General features: G+C 47.4%; 16 protein-coding genes, 1 pseudogene and 1 riboswitch. Of the genes and pseudogenes, 12 read left to right on the top strand and 5 right to left on the bottom strand.

Features of this window, described 5'->3' with window-relative positions:
* Nucleotides 1–136: 136 nt before the first annotated feature.
* The 4 genes from OCV68_RS10495 (at nucleotide 137) to OCV68_RS10480 (ending at nucleotide 4,282) form a co-directional block, all read left to right on the top strand.
* On the top strand, nucleotides 137–502 hold the full coding sequence (locus OCV68_RS10495) for a hypothetical protein (RefSeq protein ID WP_262572496.1): 366 nt from the start codon (nucleotides 137–139) through the stop codon (nucleotides 500–502).
* A gap of 18 nt (nucleotides 503–520) precedes the next feature.
* Nucleotides 521–1,108 carry an alpha/beta fold hydrolase gene (locus OCV68_RS10490; protein ID WP_262572494.1) on the top strand — a complete coding sequence of 196 codons (588 nt, stop codon included), beginning with the start codon at nucleotides 521–523 and terminating at the stop codon, nucleotides 1,106–1,108.
* A 12-nt stretch (nucleotides 1,109–1,120) separates the two neighbouring features.
* Nucleotides 1,121–1,717 carry a hypothetical protein gene (locus OCV68_RS10485; RefSeq protein ID WP_262572492.1) on the top strand — a complete coding sequence of 199 codons (597 nt, stop codon included), beginning with the start codon at nucleotides 1,121–1,123 and terminating at the stop codon, nucleotides 1,715–1,717.
* Between the two features lie 81 nt (nucleotides 1,718–1,798).
* Nucleotides 1,799–4,282: an excinuclease ABC subunit UvrA gene (locus OCV68_RS10480; RefSeq protein WP_262572489.1), complete on the top strand. Its 2,484-nt coding sequence runs from the start codon at nucleotides 1,799–1,801 to the stop codon at nucleotides 4,280–4,282.
* A gap of 43 nt (nucleotides 4,283–4,325) precedes the next feature.
* On the opposite strand, the gene OCV68_RS10475 is transcribed toward OCV68_RS10480, so the two are convergent.
* Entirely contained in the window at nucleotides 4,326–5,363 is a 1,038-nt protein-coding gene (locus OCV68_RS10475; protein WP_262572487.1) for a hypothetical protein, read from the bottom strand.
* Between the two features lie 156 nt (nucleotides 5,364–5,519).
* Between OCV68_RS10475 and OCV68_RS10470 the strand changes: the two genes are divergently transcribed.
* The 4 genes from OCV68_RS10470 to OCV68_RS10455 all read left to right on the top strand — a co-directional run bounded on the left by OCV68_RS10470 (nucleotide 5,520) and on the right by OCV68_RS10455 (nucleotide 8,242).
* Complete coding sequence (locus OCV68_RS10470; protein ID WP_022473884.1) at nucleotides 5,520–5,681, top strand: hypothetical protein; 162 nt, start codon at nucleotides 5,520–5,522, stop codon at nucleotides 5,679–5,681.
* Nucleotides 5,682–5,836: 155 nt separating this feature from the next.
* On the top strand, nucleotides 5,837–6,829 hold the full coding sequence (locus OCV68_RS10465; protein ID WP_262572485.1) for a TAXI family TRAP transporter solute-binding subunit: 993 nt from the start codon (nucleotides 5,837–5,839) through the stop codon (nucleotides 6,827–6,829).
* A 36-nt stretch (nucleotides 6,830–6,865) separates the two neighbouring features.
* Entirely contained in the window at nucleotides 6,866–8,038 is a 1,173-nt protein-coding gene (gene gltS, locus OCV68_RS10460) for a sodium/glutamate symporter (protein WP_262572508.1), read from the top strand.
* An 18-nt stretch (nucleotides 8,039–8,056) separates the two neighbouring features.
* Entirely contained in the window at nucleotides 8,057–8,242 is a 186-nt protein-coding gene (locus tag OCV68_RS10455) for a hypothetical protein (protein ID WP_262572482.1), read from the top strand.
* Between the two features lie 51 nt (nucleotides 8,243–8,293).
* On the opposite strand, the gene OCV68_RS10450 is transcribed toward OCV68_RS10455, so the two are convergent.
* Both OCV68_RS10450 and OCV68_RS10445 read right to left on the bottom strand, forming a co-directional pair.
* Complete coding sequence (locus OCV68_RS10450) at nucleotides 8,294–8,497, bottom strand: hypothetical protein (RefSeq protein ID WP_262572479.1); 204 nt, start codon at nucleotides 8,495–8,497, stop codon at nucleotides 8,294–8,296.
* Complete coding sequence (locus tag OCV68_RS10445) at nucleotides 8,497–9,681, bottom strand: glycoside hydrolase family 27 protein (protein ID WP_317259212.1); 1,185 nt, start codon at nucleotides 9,679–9,681, stop codon at nucleotides 8,497–8,499. Before OCV68_RS10445 ends, OCV68_RS10450 begins: the two co-directional genes overlap by 1 nt.
* Before the next feature lie 229 nt (nucleotides 9,682–9,910).
* Between OCV68_RS10445 and OCV68_RS10440 the strand changes: the two genes are divergently transcribed.
* On the top strand, nucleotides 9,911–10,750 hold the full coding sequence (locus OCV68_RS10440) for an AraC family transcriptional regulator (protein ID WP_147621559.1): 840 nt from the start codon (nucleotides 9,911–9,913) through the stop codon (nucleotides 10,748–10,750).
* A 49-nt stretch (nucleotides 10,751–10,799) separates the two neighbouring features.
* Here the strand turns inward: OCV68_RS10440 and OCV68_RS10435 are convergent, their stop codons facing one another.
* Entirely contained in the window at nucleotides 10,800–12,422 is a 1,623-nt protein-coding gene (locus OCV68_RS10435; protein WP_262572477.1) for an EAL domain-containing protein, read from the bottom strand.
* A gap of 528 nt (nucleotides 12,423–12,950) precedes the next feature.
* Nucleotides 12,951–13,341, bottom strand: a pseudogene (locus OCV68_RS10430) (ABC transporter ATP-binding protein); the annotation flags it as partial.
* A gap of 86 nt (nucleotides 13,342–13,427) precedes the next feature.
* Nucleotides 13,428–13,624: riboswitch (cobalamin riboswitch) on the top strand.
* A gap of 98 nt (nucleotides 13,625–13,722) precedes the next feature.
* Between OCV68_RS10430 and OCV68_RS10425 the strand changes: the two are divergent.
* The 3 genes from OCV68_RS10425 to cobM are packed head-to-tail and all read left to right on the top strand — an operon-like array spanning nucleotide 13,723 to nucleotide 16,274.
* The gene (locus tag OCV68_RS10425; protein WP_262572475.1) at nucleotides 13,723–14,394 is read left to right on the top strand and encodes a precorrin-8X methylmutase; all 672 of its coding nucleotides are present in this window, start codon (nucleotides 13,723–13,725) and stop codon (nucleotides 14,392–14,394) included.
* Nucleotides 14,387–15,526 carry a cobalt-precorrin-5B (C(1))-methyltransferase CbiD gene (gene cbiD / locus OCV68_RS10420; RefSeq protein ID WP_147621562.1) on the top strand — a complete coding sequence of 380 codons (1,140 nt, stop codon included), beginning with the start codon at nucleotides 14,387–14,389 and terminating at the stop codon, nucleotides 15,524–15,526. Before OCV68_RS10425 ends, cbiD begins: the two co-directional genes overlap by 8 nt.
* The gene (gene cobM, locus OCV68_RS10415; protein ID WP_022473895.1) at nucleotides 15,519–16,274 is read left to right on the top strand and encodes a precorrin-4 C(11)-methyltransferase; all 756 of its coding nucleotides are present in this window, start codon (nucleotides 15,519–15,521) and stop codon (nucleotides 16,272–16,274) included. Before cbiD ends, cobM begins: the two co-directional genes overlap by 8 nt.
* Nucleotides 16,275–16,304: the final 30 nt, after the last annotated feature.

Below are 16,304 nucleotides of genomic sequence, written 5' to 3'. Positions count from 1 at the left end.
GTGGAAAGGGAAAGCGGTATAGTACGCAACATACTATACCGCAAAACCTAAATCTTAAAAACATCCTTACCAAACCCTCACATTCCCTCTCTATAGGAAGTATGTCGAAAAGCTTAAATTTGAAAAGCTGAAAAGTATGCTTATCACATCAGTGCAGAGGTATTTCAGAAATGAGACCGAAGAGGAAAAAGCCTACGGAACATCGTTCCTTGAATGTGTGGGTTCTGACGAGAAATTCCGCTGTTCGTTTATTCGTGCATTGAAAGCAACTATGGATATTTTCAGCATGAAGCACTTTGATAAAAAGGATTTTGCTTATCTTAACGGAAAGGTTCTTGTGCTTATCCCCGAAAACGATATGTTTGAAAAGGAAGATTCAAAGAAGCTTGTGGATATATTCACATCTCCCACAGTAAAAACCACCTACGGCGGACATCTGGGACTTGTTATGCGTCCCGAGCCTTACATAAACGATATGAAAGAATTTCTCAAAACTCTTTGATCTGAAAGGCGAACTGCTATGGAAAAATATGATATCACTAAGCCTATCAAACTGCCTGTGGGAATGCACAAGCTCAATGATGATGCAGGCATCAGCTTCCAGCTGAACCGTCTGGTTAACCTTGACGGATGCGACCCTGAGGTTGCCCGTGAAATAGGCCCTACAATTAAAAACACAGGCGAATTTTACAGCGTTCTGAAAAATCGTGCTGACAAGGAGTTAGCCGAGGGTCACTTAAAGAATGCGTCTGCACTTTATCGTATGGCTGAGTTTTACACCGACTGGGAAGACCCTGACGGACTTGCAGCATGGAAAAAGGCAAGAGAGCTTTTTCATCAGTATTATGCAGATTTTTTCAGCGCCGACTCCCCTCATGTAGAGCTTATAAACGTGCCGTATGAGGGCTATACCATGCCCACGCTTAAATTCAATCCCGAAAATTCTAAGGGTGTTATCGTTATGCACGGCGGATTTGACTCAAGCTATGAGGAATTTTTCGCCGAATGTGAGTATCTCCGTGAGCATGGATATACGGTATATCTTTTTGAAGGCCCAGGACAGGGCGAATGCCTGAGAATAAACGGCGCTCCCCTGATAGTTGAGTGAGAAAAGCCTGTTATGGCAATAACAAAGTATTTTGATCTTCACGATGTTATCCTTGTAGGTCAGTCCCTCGGTGGATTTTTCGCTCCCAGAGCTTCTGCTTTTGATGACAGGGTGACAAAATGTGTCAGCATGGCACAGTTCGGTGCGCTAAAAATGAACTTTGCGGATAACGGTGCTGTGAACGGACTTATTATCGGGCTGCTGAATGTAATACTGTACGGCTTCGGCTGGCTCATAAACATTATCTATGCGGCCAAAAAAGGCAAGGAAATGGCTTTCTTCCGCACATATTTTCACAGAATGGGAACCACAAATACCTGTAAGCTGGCAAAATTTCTGTGGAGAATTGATCTTCGTCCTGTTGCCGACAAGCTTACAAAGGATTATCTTATCATAGGCGGCAGCAAGGACACCATGGCGTGCCGTGCGGCAATAGGCAGGCATATGCTCGTGCTGAAAAATGCAAAATCTGTTGCTGCCCGTGAGATAACCGAAAAGGAGCAGGTCGCTGACCATTGCAGCTGCGGCAATCAGAAGCTTGCTATGGACACTATCCTGCTGTGGCTCGAAAGCCTGAAGCTCAGAGACGAAACCCTGGAGGAATTATAAAAATTCACCCGTATGCACTTGAATTTCATATTCATTTGTATTATGCTGTACTGTGTAACTACAATACAGTAAGGTGATCTTATGACTGATAAAATTCTTGTGAGAGGCGCAAGGGTACATAATCTTAAAAATGTAGATGTTGATGTGCCTCTCAATAAAATAGTTGCGGTGGCGGGCGTTTCGGGCTCGGGCAAATCCTCTCTTGCGCTGGGCGTGCTGTATTCGGAGGGGTCAAGGCGGTATCTTGATGCGCTTTCCACCTACACACGGCGGCGTATGACGCAGGCGGCAAAGGCTCAGGTCGATGAAGTGTTATATGTTCCTGCGGCACTGGCTCTTCATCAGCGTCCGGGCGTTCCGGGGATACGTTCCACCTTCGGAACGGGAACAGAGCTGCTTAACAGTCTGAGGCTCATGTTTTCTCGTCTGGCGGAGCACTGCTGTCCCAACGGGCATTATCATGCGCCTACTCTTGACGTTGCAGCGGGGCATGACCTTGTATGCCCGCAGTGCGGCGAGCATTTCTATGCTCCCTCTGCCGAGGAGCTGGCATTCAACAGTCAGGGTGCCTGCCGAAGATGCGGCGGAACGGGAATGGTTCGCACAGTGGATATCACAACGCTGGTTCCCGATGACTCTCTTTCCATTGATGAGGGTGCGGTAGCTCCGTGGAACAGCCTGATGTGGTCGCTTATGACAGATGTATGCCGTGAAATGGGCGTGCGGACAGATGTTCCTTTCCGTGAGCTTACCGACAGGGAAAAGGACATAGTATATAACGGCCCTGCGGAAAAGAAGCATATACTTTACAAGGCGAAAAAGTCAAATCAGGCGGGAGAGCTGGATTTTACCTATTACAATGCAGTTTATACTGTAGAAAATGCTCTTGCCAAGGTCAAGGACGAAAAGGGCATGAAGCGTGTGGAAAAATTCCTGAAAGAAGAGGTCTGCCCCGAATGTCATGGCACAAGGCTTTCGGAAAAGGCAAGAAAGCCGAAGCTTTGCAATATAACGCTGGACGAAGCCTGCAAAATGAGCCTTGAAGAGCTGGTTGACTGGGTGGCAGCTGTCCCCTGTTCGCTTCCCGCTGAAATGAGACCGATGGCGGAAAGCATCTGCGAGTCATTTGAAACTGCCGCAAAGCGCCTTATGGATCTGGGACTGGGGTATCTCACCCTTGACAGAGCCGCTTCCACCCTGTCAACAGGTGAACGCCAGCGTATGCAGCTTGCCCGTGCAGTGAGAAACCGCACAACAGGCGTGCTGTATGTGCTTGATGAGCCGTCCATCGGGCTTCACCCCTCAAATATCACGGGACTTAACGGTGTTATGCACGACCTTATAGCTGACGGAAATTCCGTTCTGCTGGTAGATCATGACACACAGATACTTAAAGAAGCGGACTGGCTTATAGAAATGGGGCCAAGGGCAGGCAAAAACGGCGGATATGTCATCGCCGAGGGAACGCTTGAAGATATCTGTAAAAACGAAAAGTCGCAGATAGGGCCGTTTATTTCGGGAAAGGCAAAGTCTGTAATTCGCCCTCAGGCGGAAAGCGGCGAAATGTTTGATATTGGCAGGATACATCTTGCCACATCGCAGGTACACACGGTAAAGCCCCTTGAAACCGATATACCAAAGGGACGGCTCACAGTTGTTACGGGAGTATCGGGTTCGGGAAAGACCACGCTTGTGCTTGAAAGTCTTGTGCCTGCCCTGCAGGCTCTGACTGAGGGAAAAGCGATGCCGGTGCATATAAAAGACATTACAGCGGAGGGCATCAGCCACGTTAAGCTCATAGACGCAACGCCTATCGGAATAAATGTCCGCTCCACTATTGCCACTTATGCCAATGTGCATGATGAGCTGCGAAAGATATTTGCTGCCACTGCCGATGCAAAAAGCCGAAAGCTCAAAGCAGGCGAATTTTCCTATAATACAGGCAGTCTGCGGTGCCCTGTATGCGACGGAACGGGAACTATCAGCCTTGATGTTCAGTTTCTGCCCGATGTAACAGTCCCCTGTACCGAATGTCACGGTTCACGCTACAGCAAGGACGCATTGGCTGTAAAGCTTACGACTGCAGCAGGTGTTACAATATCGCTGCCTGAGCTTATGGATATGGACGTGGATTCAGCCCTTGATGTTTGCAAAGATATGAAGACAGTATATCAGCGGCTGAAAGTACTGCAGGAGCTGGGACTTGGCTACCTTACACTTGGCGAGGAAACTCCCAGCCTTTCGGGCGGAGAGGCTCAGAGACTGAAGCTTGCCAGCGAAATGGGCAGATTGCAGTCCGACTCGGTATTTGTGTTCGATGAGCCTACCATCGGACTGCACCCGCTGGACGTCCGCACTCTTCTTGGTGTGTTCCAAACTCTTATTGACAACGGTGCGACTGTTGTTGTTATTGAGCATGATCTTGACGTTATCCGCAATGCTGACTACATCATTGACATGGGCCCGGGCGGCGGAGAAGCGGGCGGCAGGATAGTAGCATCGGGCACGCCTTCTGAGATAATAAATGACAAAAACAGCATTACGGGAAAATATATAAGCCTATAACAAAACAGGAGTTGTTCCGATATGGAGCACTCCTGTTTTTATGTTATTCGTTTGTATCGTGGGAATAATCAAGCAGAGACTGACAATAGGGGCAGCGCTTGTCCCTGCCCGGTACATAGCTGCCGCCGCAGTATGGGCAGCTTTCTTCATGAGCGGCAGGTGCGGGGGGCTGAACAGTTTGTTCAGTCTGTACAGAACGTGACTGAGCTCCGACAGGTGCATTTTCGGGGCAAACCTCTGCATTTCTGTACTTTCTTGACGGATCGTGAAATACCATAAAATAAGCATGGATAAGGATAAATCCGCCGAAAAACAGGAACGGAAACAGCATTGACGTATCCACCGATTTTTTCATTATCTTAGGTGTCAGGTTATCAAAAGCACGGCTTATGGCATCGGCAACGGATATGGATTTATCCGTAAGATATCGCTGCAGGTCGGAATTGAACCCGTCTGCCTTGGCGGAGGTGAGTATGTCCGATGTGTCATCGCCCTGCATACCCTCCCAGTACCAGTCGTTAAAGTTCTCATCAGGCTCTTGGGGCTGGGAATATACTATCAGCCAGTGCTTTTCATCGTCAAAAGCGTTTACATAAAGGTCGTATGAATAGTTCTCCAGCGAGCTGTAATTATCCTGCCAGTCCTCGTTATAAACGGTGAAAACTGCGGGCGTTATGCCTGTTTCATCATAAAAAGCCATCATTGAATTTTCGAGAGCTTTCGTGTCGCCGAGCACATTTATGTAGTCTGATATGACGAGCGATGTATCATAATCTGTTGAAAGCCTTTGGGGCACTCTGAACGTTTCGCTTGCCATGCCTACAATGGCAATGAAAAACGGGATATAAAATAGCAACATAAGCAGGCGCAGAGGGCTGCGGCCTTTCCTGATATCATAATTGGCATAGACATATCTTGGCTTATGCCTGTGGTAATACCTGTAGCGTGTTGCACCGGGAAAATATCCTGTGCGTATGCGTCTTGATGGGCCTGATCCTGATGATCTGTGTGACGATCTGTGTGATGAACTGCTGTGGTGAGATCCTCCGCCGTGGGAGCCTCCTCCTGATGAATGTGGCATATCTGCACTTCCTTTTCATGTTATAATAAGATAGTAACACAAAAGGAAATAAATTGCAAGAAGAATTTGAGAAGCAGAGTTTGACCGCATAATATCCGTCAGCAGGGAATATATATGAAATGCTTTCAAAAATATATTCCGCAAAAGGAGACTCCTATGGATATGAGGCTTGACATTACCTTTCACGACCCCAACACTCCGGAAGATACATACAAAATGGTGACAAAAGTATTCAGCGAGGCGTGGGTGAAACGGCTGATCGATGATATGAAAAGCGGAAAAGAACAGGATTTGAGCGACCGGCAAACAGATACATAATTGTGGCTGACTTATCGATCTGATAGGTCAGTTTTTTTGTGATATCTCCCCTGCATCACAAAATTAATAGCCATTTGACAGTTTATTTAATTATATCCGCTATAAAGTCTGATAAAATATATGTATGGGCAAAATGAACCGAAGGGCGGAATTTAATGAATATCAGGAAATTATTATCAGCCGCTGCTGCCTCAGTCATGGCAATGTCACTGCTGTGCTCCTGCGGGCAGTCAGGAGTGCTGAGACTTGGAACAGGCAACACGGGCGGCAACTACTATTCTTACGGAACTTTGCTGCATGAGCTTGATGAAAACGGCATTGAAGTCAAGAAAACCGCAGGCTCTCAGGCAAATCTGCGCCTGATGAATGAGGGCTTTATTGATATGGCAATAGTTCAGAGCGATGTGCTTTCCGAAGCGGTCAACGGCGTGGGTGACTTTGAAAATGAGCCTGTTTCGGGCGTGAGAGCTGTTGCGGGACTTTATGACGAGGCTTTTCAGATAGTCGTCCGCAGTAAGTCGGATATAAACAGCATAGCTGACCTTAAAGGCAAGAAGATATCTGTCGGCGATGAAGGCTCAGGCGTTGCGAAGAATGCCGAATATCTGCTGCTGTCGGCAGGTGTGGCTTTTTCATCGGTGGAGCCTGTTTATATGTCCTACAGCGACTCGGCTGCGGCACTTGAAAGCGGCGATATAGATGCCTTTTTCGCTATAATCGGCACTCCTGCCACTGTTGTGAGTGAGCTTGCCGAAAGCACAGATATACGCATTATTGCTCCCGACAGCCGCACTATTGAATATATGCTGAACATATACAAGGGTTACAGCGAGATAACCATACCTGCGGGAACATATCACGGTCAGGACGAGGATATCCCAACTATTGGCGTAAAAGCTGTGCTTGTTGCCGACTCCGACACTGACCGTCAGCAGATAAAGGACATAACTGCTCTGCTCTTTGGCAAAAGCAGCAGCATAAAATATTCCGTAGCCGTTCCCGAGCCTGATACCGAATTTGCTGTGTCGGATATCCCCTGCAGCTTTCATCAGGGGGCTGCCGATTACTACGCATCTGTCGGCATAACGGTAAGCACCGATCCCGAAAATGACGGAAACAGCTTTATTTTCGGTGCTCAGGATAATTAAGGGAGGCTCATTGTATTGCACACACTGAATATTGATATGTACCAAACTCTTGCGGTCGCCGTGGGAGTGCTGTATCTGGGCGGATTTCTAAAAAAGAAGGTCCGCTTTCTGGAGACATTCTGTATCCCTGCTCCTGTTGTGGGCGGAATAATATTTGCGGTTGTCTCCTGTTTGCTGTATGTTTTCGGCATAGTGGAATTTACATTTGATGAAACGCTGAAAAATGTCTGCATGGTAATGTTCTTTACATCTGTTGGTTTTCAGGCAAATATAAAGGTGCTGCGTGCAGGCGGAGTAAGTCTGGTGGTCTTTCTGTTCTGCCTTTGCGTGCTGATAATCACGCAAAATCTGGCGGCTGTGGGACTGTCCGAGCTGCTGGGTATCAGTCCGCTGATCGGTATGTGTACAGGCTCTATCCCCATGGTGGGCGGTCACGGAACATCGGGCGCATTCGGCGGAGTGCTGGAAGATTTCGGCATCGGGGGAGCTACCACCTTCTGCACCGCAGCAGCCACATTCGGACTTATCATCGGTTCTCTTATGGGCGGCCCTGTTGCACGCAGGCTTATAATAAAGCATGACCTGCTCAAGGGAGTTTCCGCTGAGGACGCTTCCATTCTTGAGGAAGAGGAGCACAAGCATCACCGTTCAGTAAGTATGTACGCTCCTGCGGCTTATCAGATTGCTATTGCAATGGGAATAGGCACTGTAGTTTCATGGGCGCTTTCTCTTACGGGAATGACATTCCCCGTGTATATCGGCTCAATGATCGTCGCAGCGTTTATGAGAAACATTGACGAATTTACAGGCAAGCTCCATATCCATATGGGCGAGATAAACGACATCGGCGGCATATGCCTGTCGCTGTTTCTGGGAATTGCCATGATAACCCTGAAGTTATGGCAGCTGGCAGAGCTGGCGCTTCCGCTTATAGTCCTGCTGCTGGCGCAGGTGATACTAATGGCACTGTTTTCCTACTTTGTGGTGTTCAACGCCATGGGACGTGACTATGACGCAGCGGTGCTGTCCGCAGGAGTATGCGGCTTCGGAATGGGCGCTACGCCAAATGCCATGGCAAATATGCAGGCGATAACCGAAAAATATGCGCCGTCAGTCAAGGCATATCTGCTTGTTCCCATAGTGGGCAGTATGTTTGCAGACTTTATAAACAGCCTTGTGATCACATTTTTTATCAATATAATCAACTGATAAAACGGGGGTAATTGTATGAAAGATAAGAAGCATAAGATCGATTATTTTTCCGAAAATCTGGCAGTGCCCGAAATTCATGTGGACTCTGCCGATGAAGCATCGGATAACAACATTGATGATAATGACAGCGGTGATGAAATGGTGTTTGATAATCTTGCGATACCCGAAATAAAGATCAGGCACAAGAAAAATAAGCAGTAACACTGTTAACGAAAACGAGCAGGCATTAAGTATTGCCTGCTCGTTTCTATTTTATCTGAATAATGTGCATTTCCCGCTTTCACGGTAATATGCTATAAGCTCTTCAACATCTTTTCTGGTGCAGCCGAAATGCTCCGCAAGGCAGTCGATGCAGAGAAATTCTTCTGCATTCCTGCTTATAAGCTTGCAGTGAATAGCAATATCGTCTGCCAGAAGCTCCGAGCCGCATTTTTTGCACGTCTTGTAGTTTGCCATTAAAGCTTTACTACCTTTGCACGGAACATCAGGCAGTCATGTGACTCGATCTGTGCCGCATATCTTTCGGAAAATGTGCCAATGACGGAATGGGAGTAGCAGTCGTAAAGCTCCAGTCCCCTGCCCGATGCCGCAGGCAGACCGATATCATAGAACTGGAGAGACATCTCGTTTTTCTTGTCGCTGAAATTGAACATACCTACGGCATAATCACCTCCGCTGAGAGGCTTTATAAGCGAGAACACGTTCTCGGGATTGTTCCACTGCCTGATGCAGTAAGGGCCTCTGCACTCAATATCCTGATTGATGGCGATAACGTCCTTGTTGGTGAGTATCCCCTTAGCAGCTTCGGACATCTTTCTTACATCGCAGCCTATCATAAGAGGAGAGTTCATTATCGACCAGAGGGCAAAATGGGTCTTGTACTCGGTGTCGGTGCAGCCGCCTACTACCTTGCCCAGCACCTCGGCGTTGTCACCGCAGCCGTGCATACCGACTACCAGCATATCCATATCGTTATGGCAGTAAACTCCGCCATATGCTTCCCTGCCTATCTGAGATTCTGCAATGCTCTTTATTGACTGCCAGTTATCCTGGATATCGCCTGTGGAGCGGAACATTTGTGCGCCGGATTCCCTTATCCAGCTGTAAACATCGTCATTTCCCCAGTTGCAGGCGGAGAAAAGGATATCTCTGCCGCAGTTTCTCAGAGCCATTGCCATACGTTTGTAGAGGTTCTCGCCGTCAGCGGATTTGGGCTTGTAGCAGTAGTCGTACTTTAAGTAATCAACGCCCCACTCCGCAAAGGTCTCAGCGTCCTGAAATTCATGCTCAAAGCTGCCCGGGTGACCTGCACAGGTGTGTGTGCCCGCACAGGAGTACATACCGAATTTCAGTCCCTTGGAATGGATATAGTCGGCAACGGGCTTGATACCGTTGGGGAACTTATACTTGTCGGGAACCAGCCTGCCGTTTTCGTCACGCTGCTTTTCGCTCCAGCAGTCGTCGATAACGATATACTCGTAGCCTGCGTCTTTCAGTCCGCTTTCAACGAAAAAGTCAGCGGTGGTCTTTATAAGTTCCTCGCTGATATTCCAGCCGAAAGTGTTCCAGGAGTTCCAGCCCATGGGCGGTGTATGTGCAAGAGGTGTGTTCATAATATCTTCCTTTCGATAAACACTCAGTGTTCATGTTTGATGATTATATATTATCACTGTTTACAGCTCACGTCAATTTAAGATTATGAATATCTTTAAAGAGATAATGTTCAAAATGTTAAAGTGCAGGCTGATACACATTTCACATAATGGCATATGCAGAAGATTTTATATTCAAAAAGTAAAATACACTCTTGACATCTTCGCAATACGGAGCTATAATAAATCAGATGTTTTTATCGAAAGGAACAGCATTATGGCAGTAAACCAGAGCATATACCCTACATTTGCACAGGTAAAGGAGCTTCCCTTTTATCTTACGGGAATAGGCGGCAGCGAATATCAGGGGCAGATATCACGCCCTGAGGGATATCTGTGGCACCAGATACTTTACAGCGCAAAGGGCACGGGAGAGCTGCGCTTTAATGACCAGACCCTTACCGTATCCGAGGGCAGATGGTTCTTCCTGCCTGCGGACTATCCCCATGAGTATTATCCCCTGACCGCCTGCTGGGACGTAAGGTGGGCAGCCTTTGACGGAAGCGCCTGCAAGGCTCTGCTTGAAGAGCTGGAAATGACAAAGCCCTGCGTTATCCGTCCCGAAAGCACCGAAAGCCTGTGCAATCTATATAACAAGATGTTCATTGAGCAGAAATCGGATAAGATATACGGAAATTACATCTGTTCGGGGCTGATATATCAGTATATCCTTGAATTTTACCACACTGCCAAATCAACGGAAGAGGGCAAGGACAGAAGCAGCCTGCTCATGCCTGTGCTGAACTACATCGACGATAATTACAGCAAGGATTTCCCCATGACCGTGCTTGCGGAGCTGGCAGGCATAACGCCACAGCACCTGTGTCGGGTGTTCAAGGAAACCATGCATATGCGCCCAAACGAATATCTTATGATGTGCAGGCTAAGCGAGGCAAAGCGTCTGCTTAAATTTTCGGATATCCCCGTGGCGGAGATAGGCAGGCAGATGGGCTTTTCCGATGCTGGCTATTTCAGCACGGTTTTCAGGCGGCATGAAAAAATATCCCCTGCTGAGTACAGAAAAAGAAACAGGGAGTTTTATACCAATAAAACATAATAATACCTGCATGGCTCTTGCATTTGTAAAAGCCATGCAGGTATTTGTTTTATTTCTCCGTCGGCATATCGACGACCTGAGTTGCGGAACCGTAAGCTTTGTATGGATGGCCGTTTTCGTCAAATTCGGCGGTGTAACGGACATGGAAAGGTATCCTGTTGACTGTCAGAGGGATTATGGCTTCAAGATGCTCTGCTCCCTCTGCCAGCTGCTTGTGCCAGTCACGGTACATATCGGCGTAATCGGGCGGGAAAAGTCCTGATTCGATTACAGGCTCGGGATAATTTTCCAGCAGAGGCGGAAGCCCCAGGTCACGCATACATCTGAAGCATGGGCGCATTTCCTTGGTATCGATGGTGTATTCCCAGCAGTAGATGTTTGCCTGCTCGCCTGCTGTTCTGAACTTTTTCTCGCTGTCATACAGCTTCATGTACATTTTCTTTTCATGGGTAATGTTGCGGATAAGCACATACAGCAGATACTGACCCTCGGCACGGCCTATCACACGCATAGTGCTTTCGATGCACAGGGAATCCTCGCCGCAGCACTGGGAAAACACCTCACGCCAGGTCTCACAGGTCTCATAATCGTTGGAAACTATGGCACGGTTGATGGTATCTATGTATATCTGCTTGTTTTTCTCGTCAAAATTAAGATTTTTCTGGTTGAGAATGATATCCTGCTGGTTCATATTCATGCCCAGCTCTTTAAGATACCTTTCGTTCACTCGGAGGGTCTCTATCTCGTCATCTTTGAATGAAATGACCGCAGCTCCGCCTACAAAGTTATTGAACACAAGGGTCTCAAAGCTTTCGGGGCTCCAGAATTTTTCGGCATCAAGCTTGTCTATAAGCTTCATTCCGGGAGCAAGCACATCGGATTTTAAGTTTCTCAGCATATTCACATATTCATTTTCGGGGACAGGCTTTGAGAACAGGAAGCCCTGGATATATATGCAGCCGATGCTTTTGAGATATTCCGCCTGCTCGGGAGTTTCCACGCCCTCGGCAATAACAGGAGTGCCCAGCCAGTTTGCCATTCGGATAATGGAGCTTATGATTATACCCCCACGCTTGGTGAGATTTCCACGCATGAACGCCATATCCAGTTTGATGATATCCACTTCGATATCCTTGAGGACATTGAGGGAAGAATATCCGCTGCCGAAATCGTCCATTTCAACCACGTAGCCCAGAGACTGAAACTTATTCACTATCTTAGCCATATGGTCATTTCCGCCGATCATGGAGCTTTCGGTTATCTCGGTACGCAGATTTGTGACAGGAATATCGTATTTTTTGCGGATCTCCTCTATACGCTCAATAAAATCGCCGCTGATAACATCATATCTTGATACGTTGAATGAAATGGGAACTATTTTTATATCAGTACCTCTGCACCTGCTGATAAAGCTGCATATCTCCTCAAAGACGTAAAGGTCAAGACGGGTAATAAGTCCGTTTTCCTCAAAAACAGGGATAAAATCCCCGGGAGACTGCATTCCGTATTCTGGGTGTATCCACCTGATCAGTGCCTCTGCACCTACTATTCTGCCGCTCATATAGTTGTACTGCGGCTGATAATATACGCAGAACTGCTTTTCCTCAAATGCTTTTTCGGCATTGGCGAGAAGCTCGTTCTTATTCATAAAGTACCTGTTATTTTCGCTCATATACACCATCCTTTGCAAGCTTATTGTTTGTTACAGTTAATTATAGCACATTTATACAAATAAATCAATAATCAGTAAATGATTTTATTTTGCTTTAACAAATTAACTGCCTTTTCCATATACAAAAGGCTCCTGCGACCGAAAAAGCCGCAGGAGCGATATAATACTAATCACCAATAAAACTATAGACAAAAAATCATCGCATAATCCATATACGCAAGATTATGCTCAATTTTTTGTATAGTTTTTAATTGGTGCTTAGTATAAGTGATCGTTATTCGGTTCTGAGTGCCTCAACGGGGTCCTTTTTGGAAGCAACTCTTGAGGGGATAAGGCCTGCAATAAGTGTAAGCACCATGCTGATAGCTACAAGCACCGCTGCTGCCTGAGGAGGCAGGAATGCTTTAAGTCCCTCAATGCCTGTAAGGTTATAAACTATTGCATTGATGGGGATTATTGCAAGGTAGGATATTCCTACGCCGATAAGTCCCGATGCGGGAGTGTAGGGATTACTGTCCCCTGTCAGCGTTCCGTCCTTTATCCTGACTATACGGTTGGCATACTGCTCCGCAAGCTCGGGGTTGTGAGTTACCATTATAACAAGCTTGTCCTTGGCAATTTCCTTGAGCAGCTCCATTACCTGAATGCTGGTCTCACTGTCAAGTGCGCCTGTAGGCTCATCGGCAAGGAGTATATCCGGGTTATTGATAAGGGCACGGGCAATGGCAACTCGCTGCATCTGACCGCCTGACATCTGGTTGGGCTTTTTGTGTAGCTGATTTCCCAGCCCCACCTTTTCCAGAGCTTCCACGGCTCTCTTCCTGCGCTCCGACTTGGAAACGCCTGAGATGGTCAGTGCAAGCTCAACGTTGGCAAGAACTGTCTGGTGAGGAATAAGGTTATAGCTCTGGAATATGAATAATATTTTCATATATCATGCAAGCAAAACAATTCCATACAATTTATTCATTGACAACAGCATACAGCAATGATATAATAAAGAAAATGAATATAAAAACATCAGGTGTCGGACGTTGGCGTTTATGTTAACGGGTCCGATAAAAAGGGAAACAGGTGAAAATCCTGTACGATCTCGTCACCGTGATAAATGAGCAGAGGAAAATATGCCACTGAGAAATCGGGAAGGCTCCTTTCTGTGATGAAGTTTAAGTCGGGAGACCTGCCTGCTGTTTGTACAAGGAAAGCCACGAGGAATTGGCAGGTACGTTTTTGATATACACCCTTACCATATCTGTCCGTCTCGGCACATTATGGCAAGGATGTATTTTTTTGAGGTATTATGAATATTGAGAACGTAAGCCCTGCGGATATTGAGCGCAGGAGCATGGAAATAATCGAAAGCGAGCTTGGCAGCACAGAGGGTTTATCCGAGACCGAAAAGCTGATAGTTAAGCGTGTGATACACACCACCGCTGATTTTGACTACAAGCAGAATATGAAATTCTCCGAAAATGCCGTTCAGAATGGGCTTGAAGCACTTAAAAACGGCACTGTTATCGTAACGGACACCCACATGGCTGAATCGGGCATAAGCAAGCCTGCCATGAAAGCGCTGGGCTGCCGTGCCTGCTGCTTTATGTCTGACAGTGATGTTGCGGAAAGGGCAAAGCGTGACGGAACTACAAGGGCTGTAGCTTCCATGGATAAGGCTGCGGAGCTTTTCGGTCATGAAAATGTGATATTCGCAGTGGGCAATGCCCCAACAGCGCTTATCCGCCTGGACGAGCTTATAAGGGTTGGAAAGGTAGAACCTGCGCTGATAATCGGCGTGCCTGTGGGCTTTGTAAATGTTGTGCAGTCAAAGGAGATAATCATGGGCGGAAGTGTGCCGTATATCGTTGCAGCAGGCAGAAAGGGCGGCAGCGGTGTGGCGGCTGCCATTTGCAATGCTCTGCTTTACAGGCTGTACGACAGGAAAACAGGCAAAATAACGGAGAACATAAATGCTTGACGAATACATATACCACGGAAAAGAAAAGCTCCGCTGCGGATATACTACAGGCTCATGTGCGGCAGCGGCTTCAAAGGCAGCTGCGGAAATGCTGCTGACAGGCGAATCTGTACACGAAACTCAGCTTATGACGCCCAAGGGCATTGAGCTTCACCTTTCCACAGAAAATGCTGAGATATCCGAAGCCTGCGCTTCCTGCGCTGTGCGCAAGGACAGCGGCGATGACCCCGACATCACCAACGGCATTCTTGTTTATGCCAAGGCGGAAAAGATACCTTTCGGCATTGAAATTGACGGCGGCAAGGGCATCGGACGGGTCACAAAGGCAGGACTTGACCAGCCTGTGGGAAATGCCGCCATAAACAGCGTTCCTCGCAAGATGATATCGGCGGCGATCACGGAGATATGCGAAAAATACGACTATCACGGCGGGATAAGGATAACGATATCCGTTCCCGACGGCGAGCAGATTGCCTTTAAAACCTATAATCCCCGAATGGGCATTGAGGGCGGCATATCCATAATCGGTACCAGCGGCATAGTTGAGCCAATGAGCAGCCGTGCACTTATAGACACGATTAAAGTGGAGGAGCGCATGAGGCGTTCCGAGGGCAGAAAAAATCTGCTGCTGACCATAGGTAACTACAGCCAAAACTTTCTTGCTGAAAATATGCCTATGATAATGAATTACGGAGTTAAATGCAGCAATTACATCGGCGACGCCATTGATATTGCGCTGGAGCTGGGATTTGAAAGCGTGCTTATAGTGGGGCATATCGGCAAGCTTGTAAAGCTGGGGGCAGGCATAATGAACACCCATTCGGCTCAGGCTGACGGTCGCATGGACGTGCTTGTTACCTGTGGAGTTATGGCCGATGTTGACCCTAAGATATTAAAAAAGCTCCCCTCCTGCGCAACGGTAGATGCCGCTCTTGATGAGCTTGACAAGGCAAATGCAGTTGACAGCGTGGCGGCTGTGCTTATGGAAAAGGCTCAGTATTATCTTGATGCAAAGGTCAAGGGAGAGATACCTATAGGCGCTGTAATGTTTTCGGACAAGCGTGGAATTATCGGCATGACAAGCTCTGCAGACGGGATAATCAAAACGCTTATGGAGGAGTACAATGGTTAATTTTGTGGGCGCAGGCTGCGGTGCGGCAGACCTTATAACCGTGCGTGGAAAATCGCTTATTGAACGGGCTGATGTTATTATTTACGCAGGCTCGCTTGTAAATCCGCAGCTGTTGGAATATGCAAAAAAAGACTGCGAGATACACAACAGCGCTTATATGACGCTGGAGCAGGTAATTGACGTGATAAAATCGGCAGAGCATGAGGGAAAAATGACCGTGCGGCTCCACACAGGTGACCCGTCGCTTTACGGTGCAATTCGTGAGCAGATGGACAGGCTGGACGAGCTGGGGATAAAATACGCCATCTGCCCCGGAGTAAGCTCTTTCTGTGGGGCGGCAGCAGCTCTTAGGGCGGAATATACTCTCCCCGATGTGTCCCAAACGGTGATAATCACACGAATGGCAGGCAGAACGCCTGTTCCCGAAAAGGAGAGCATTGCTGCTCTGGCTGCTCATAATGCTACCATGGTCATCTTTCTCAGCACGGGGCTTCTAAAGGAGCTTTCGGCTGAGCTTATCAGGGGCGGATACAAGCCCGACACCCCTGCTGCCATAGTTTACAAGGCAAGCTGGGCTGACCAGAAGGTTTGCCGCTGTACTGTGGAGGATCTTGCTCAGACTGCGTCGGATAACGGCATTACCAAAACAGCACTTATCTGCGTGGGGTATTTCCTGGGCAATGATTATTCCCTTTCAAAGCTTTATGACAAGAGCTTTGAGACTGAGTTCAGAAAGGCTGAGATTTAAAAGCTATAGTCACAAAAAGGAATGTTCAGG

Origin of the sequence: Huintestinicola butyrica (genome assembly GCF_025567215.1) — a bacterium.
GTDB classification, from domain to species: Bacteria; Bacillota; Clostridia; order Oscillospirales; family Ruminococcaceae; genus Huintestinicola; species Huintestinicola butyrica.
This window is presented reverse-complemented; position numbering and strand designations above follow the sequence as displayed.

Bases quoted from the DNA above. Each gene is read 5' to 3' on its own strand.
- OCV68_RS10495 (WP_262572496.1), top strand. From the start codon at position 137: ATGCTTATCACATCAGTGCAGAGGTATTTCAGAAATGAGACCGAAGAG.
- OCV68_RS10490 (WP_262572494.1), top strand. From the start codon at position 521: ATGGAAAAATATGATATCACTAAGCCTATCAAACTGCCTGTGGGAATG.
- OCV68_RS10485 (WP_262572492.1), top strand. From the start codon at position 1,121: ATGGCAATAACAAAGTATTTTGATCTTCACGATGTTATCCTTGTAGGT.
- OCV68_RS10480 (WP_262572489.1), top strand. From the start codon at position 1,799: ATGACTGATAAAATTCTTGTGAGAGGCGCAAGGGTACATAATCTTAAA.
- OCV68_RS10475 (WP_262572487.1), bottom strand. From the start codon at position 5,363: ATGCCACATTCATCAGGAGGAGGCTCCCACGGCGGAGGATCTCACCAC.
- OCV68_RS10470 (WP_022473884.1), top strand. From the start codon at position 5,520: ATGGATATGAGGCTTGACATTACCTTTCACGACCCCAACACTCCGGAA.
- OCV68_RS10465 (WP_262572485.1), top strand. From the start codon at position 5,837: ATGAATATCAGGAAATTATTATCAGCCGCTGCTGCCTCAGTCATGGCA.
- gltS (WP_262572508.1), top strand. From the start codon at position 6,866: ATGTACCAAACTCTTGCGGTCGCCGTGGGAGTGCTGTATCTGGGCGGA.
- OCV68_RS10455 (WP_262572482.1), top strand. From the start codon at position 8,057: ATGAAAGATAAGAAGCATAAGATCGATTATTTTTCCGAAAATCTGGCA.
- OCV68_RS10450 (WP_262572479.1), bottom strand. From the start codon at position 8,497: ATGGCAAACTACAAGACGTGCAAAAAATGCGGCTCGGAGCTTCTGGCA.
- OCV68_RS10440 (WP_147621559.1), top strand. From the start codon at position 9,911: ATGGCAGTAAACCAGAGCATATACCCTACATTTGCACAGGTAAAGGAG.
- OCV68_RS10435 (WP_262572477.1), bottom strand. From the start codon at position 12,422: ATGAGCGAAAATAACAGGTACTTTATGAATAAGAACGAGCTTCTCGCC.
- OCV68_RS10425 (WP_262572475.1), top strand. From the start codon at position 13,723: ATGAATATTGAGAACGTAAGCCCTGCGGATATTGAGCGCAGGAGCATG.
- cbiD (WP_147621562.1), top strand. From the start codon at position 14,387: ATGCTTGACGAATACATATACCACGGAAAAGAAAAGCTCCGCTGCGGA.
- cobM (WP_022473895.1), top strand. From the start codon at position 15,519: ATGGTTAATTTTGTGGGCGCAGGCTGCGGTGCGGCAGACCTTATAACC.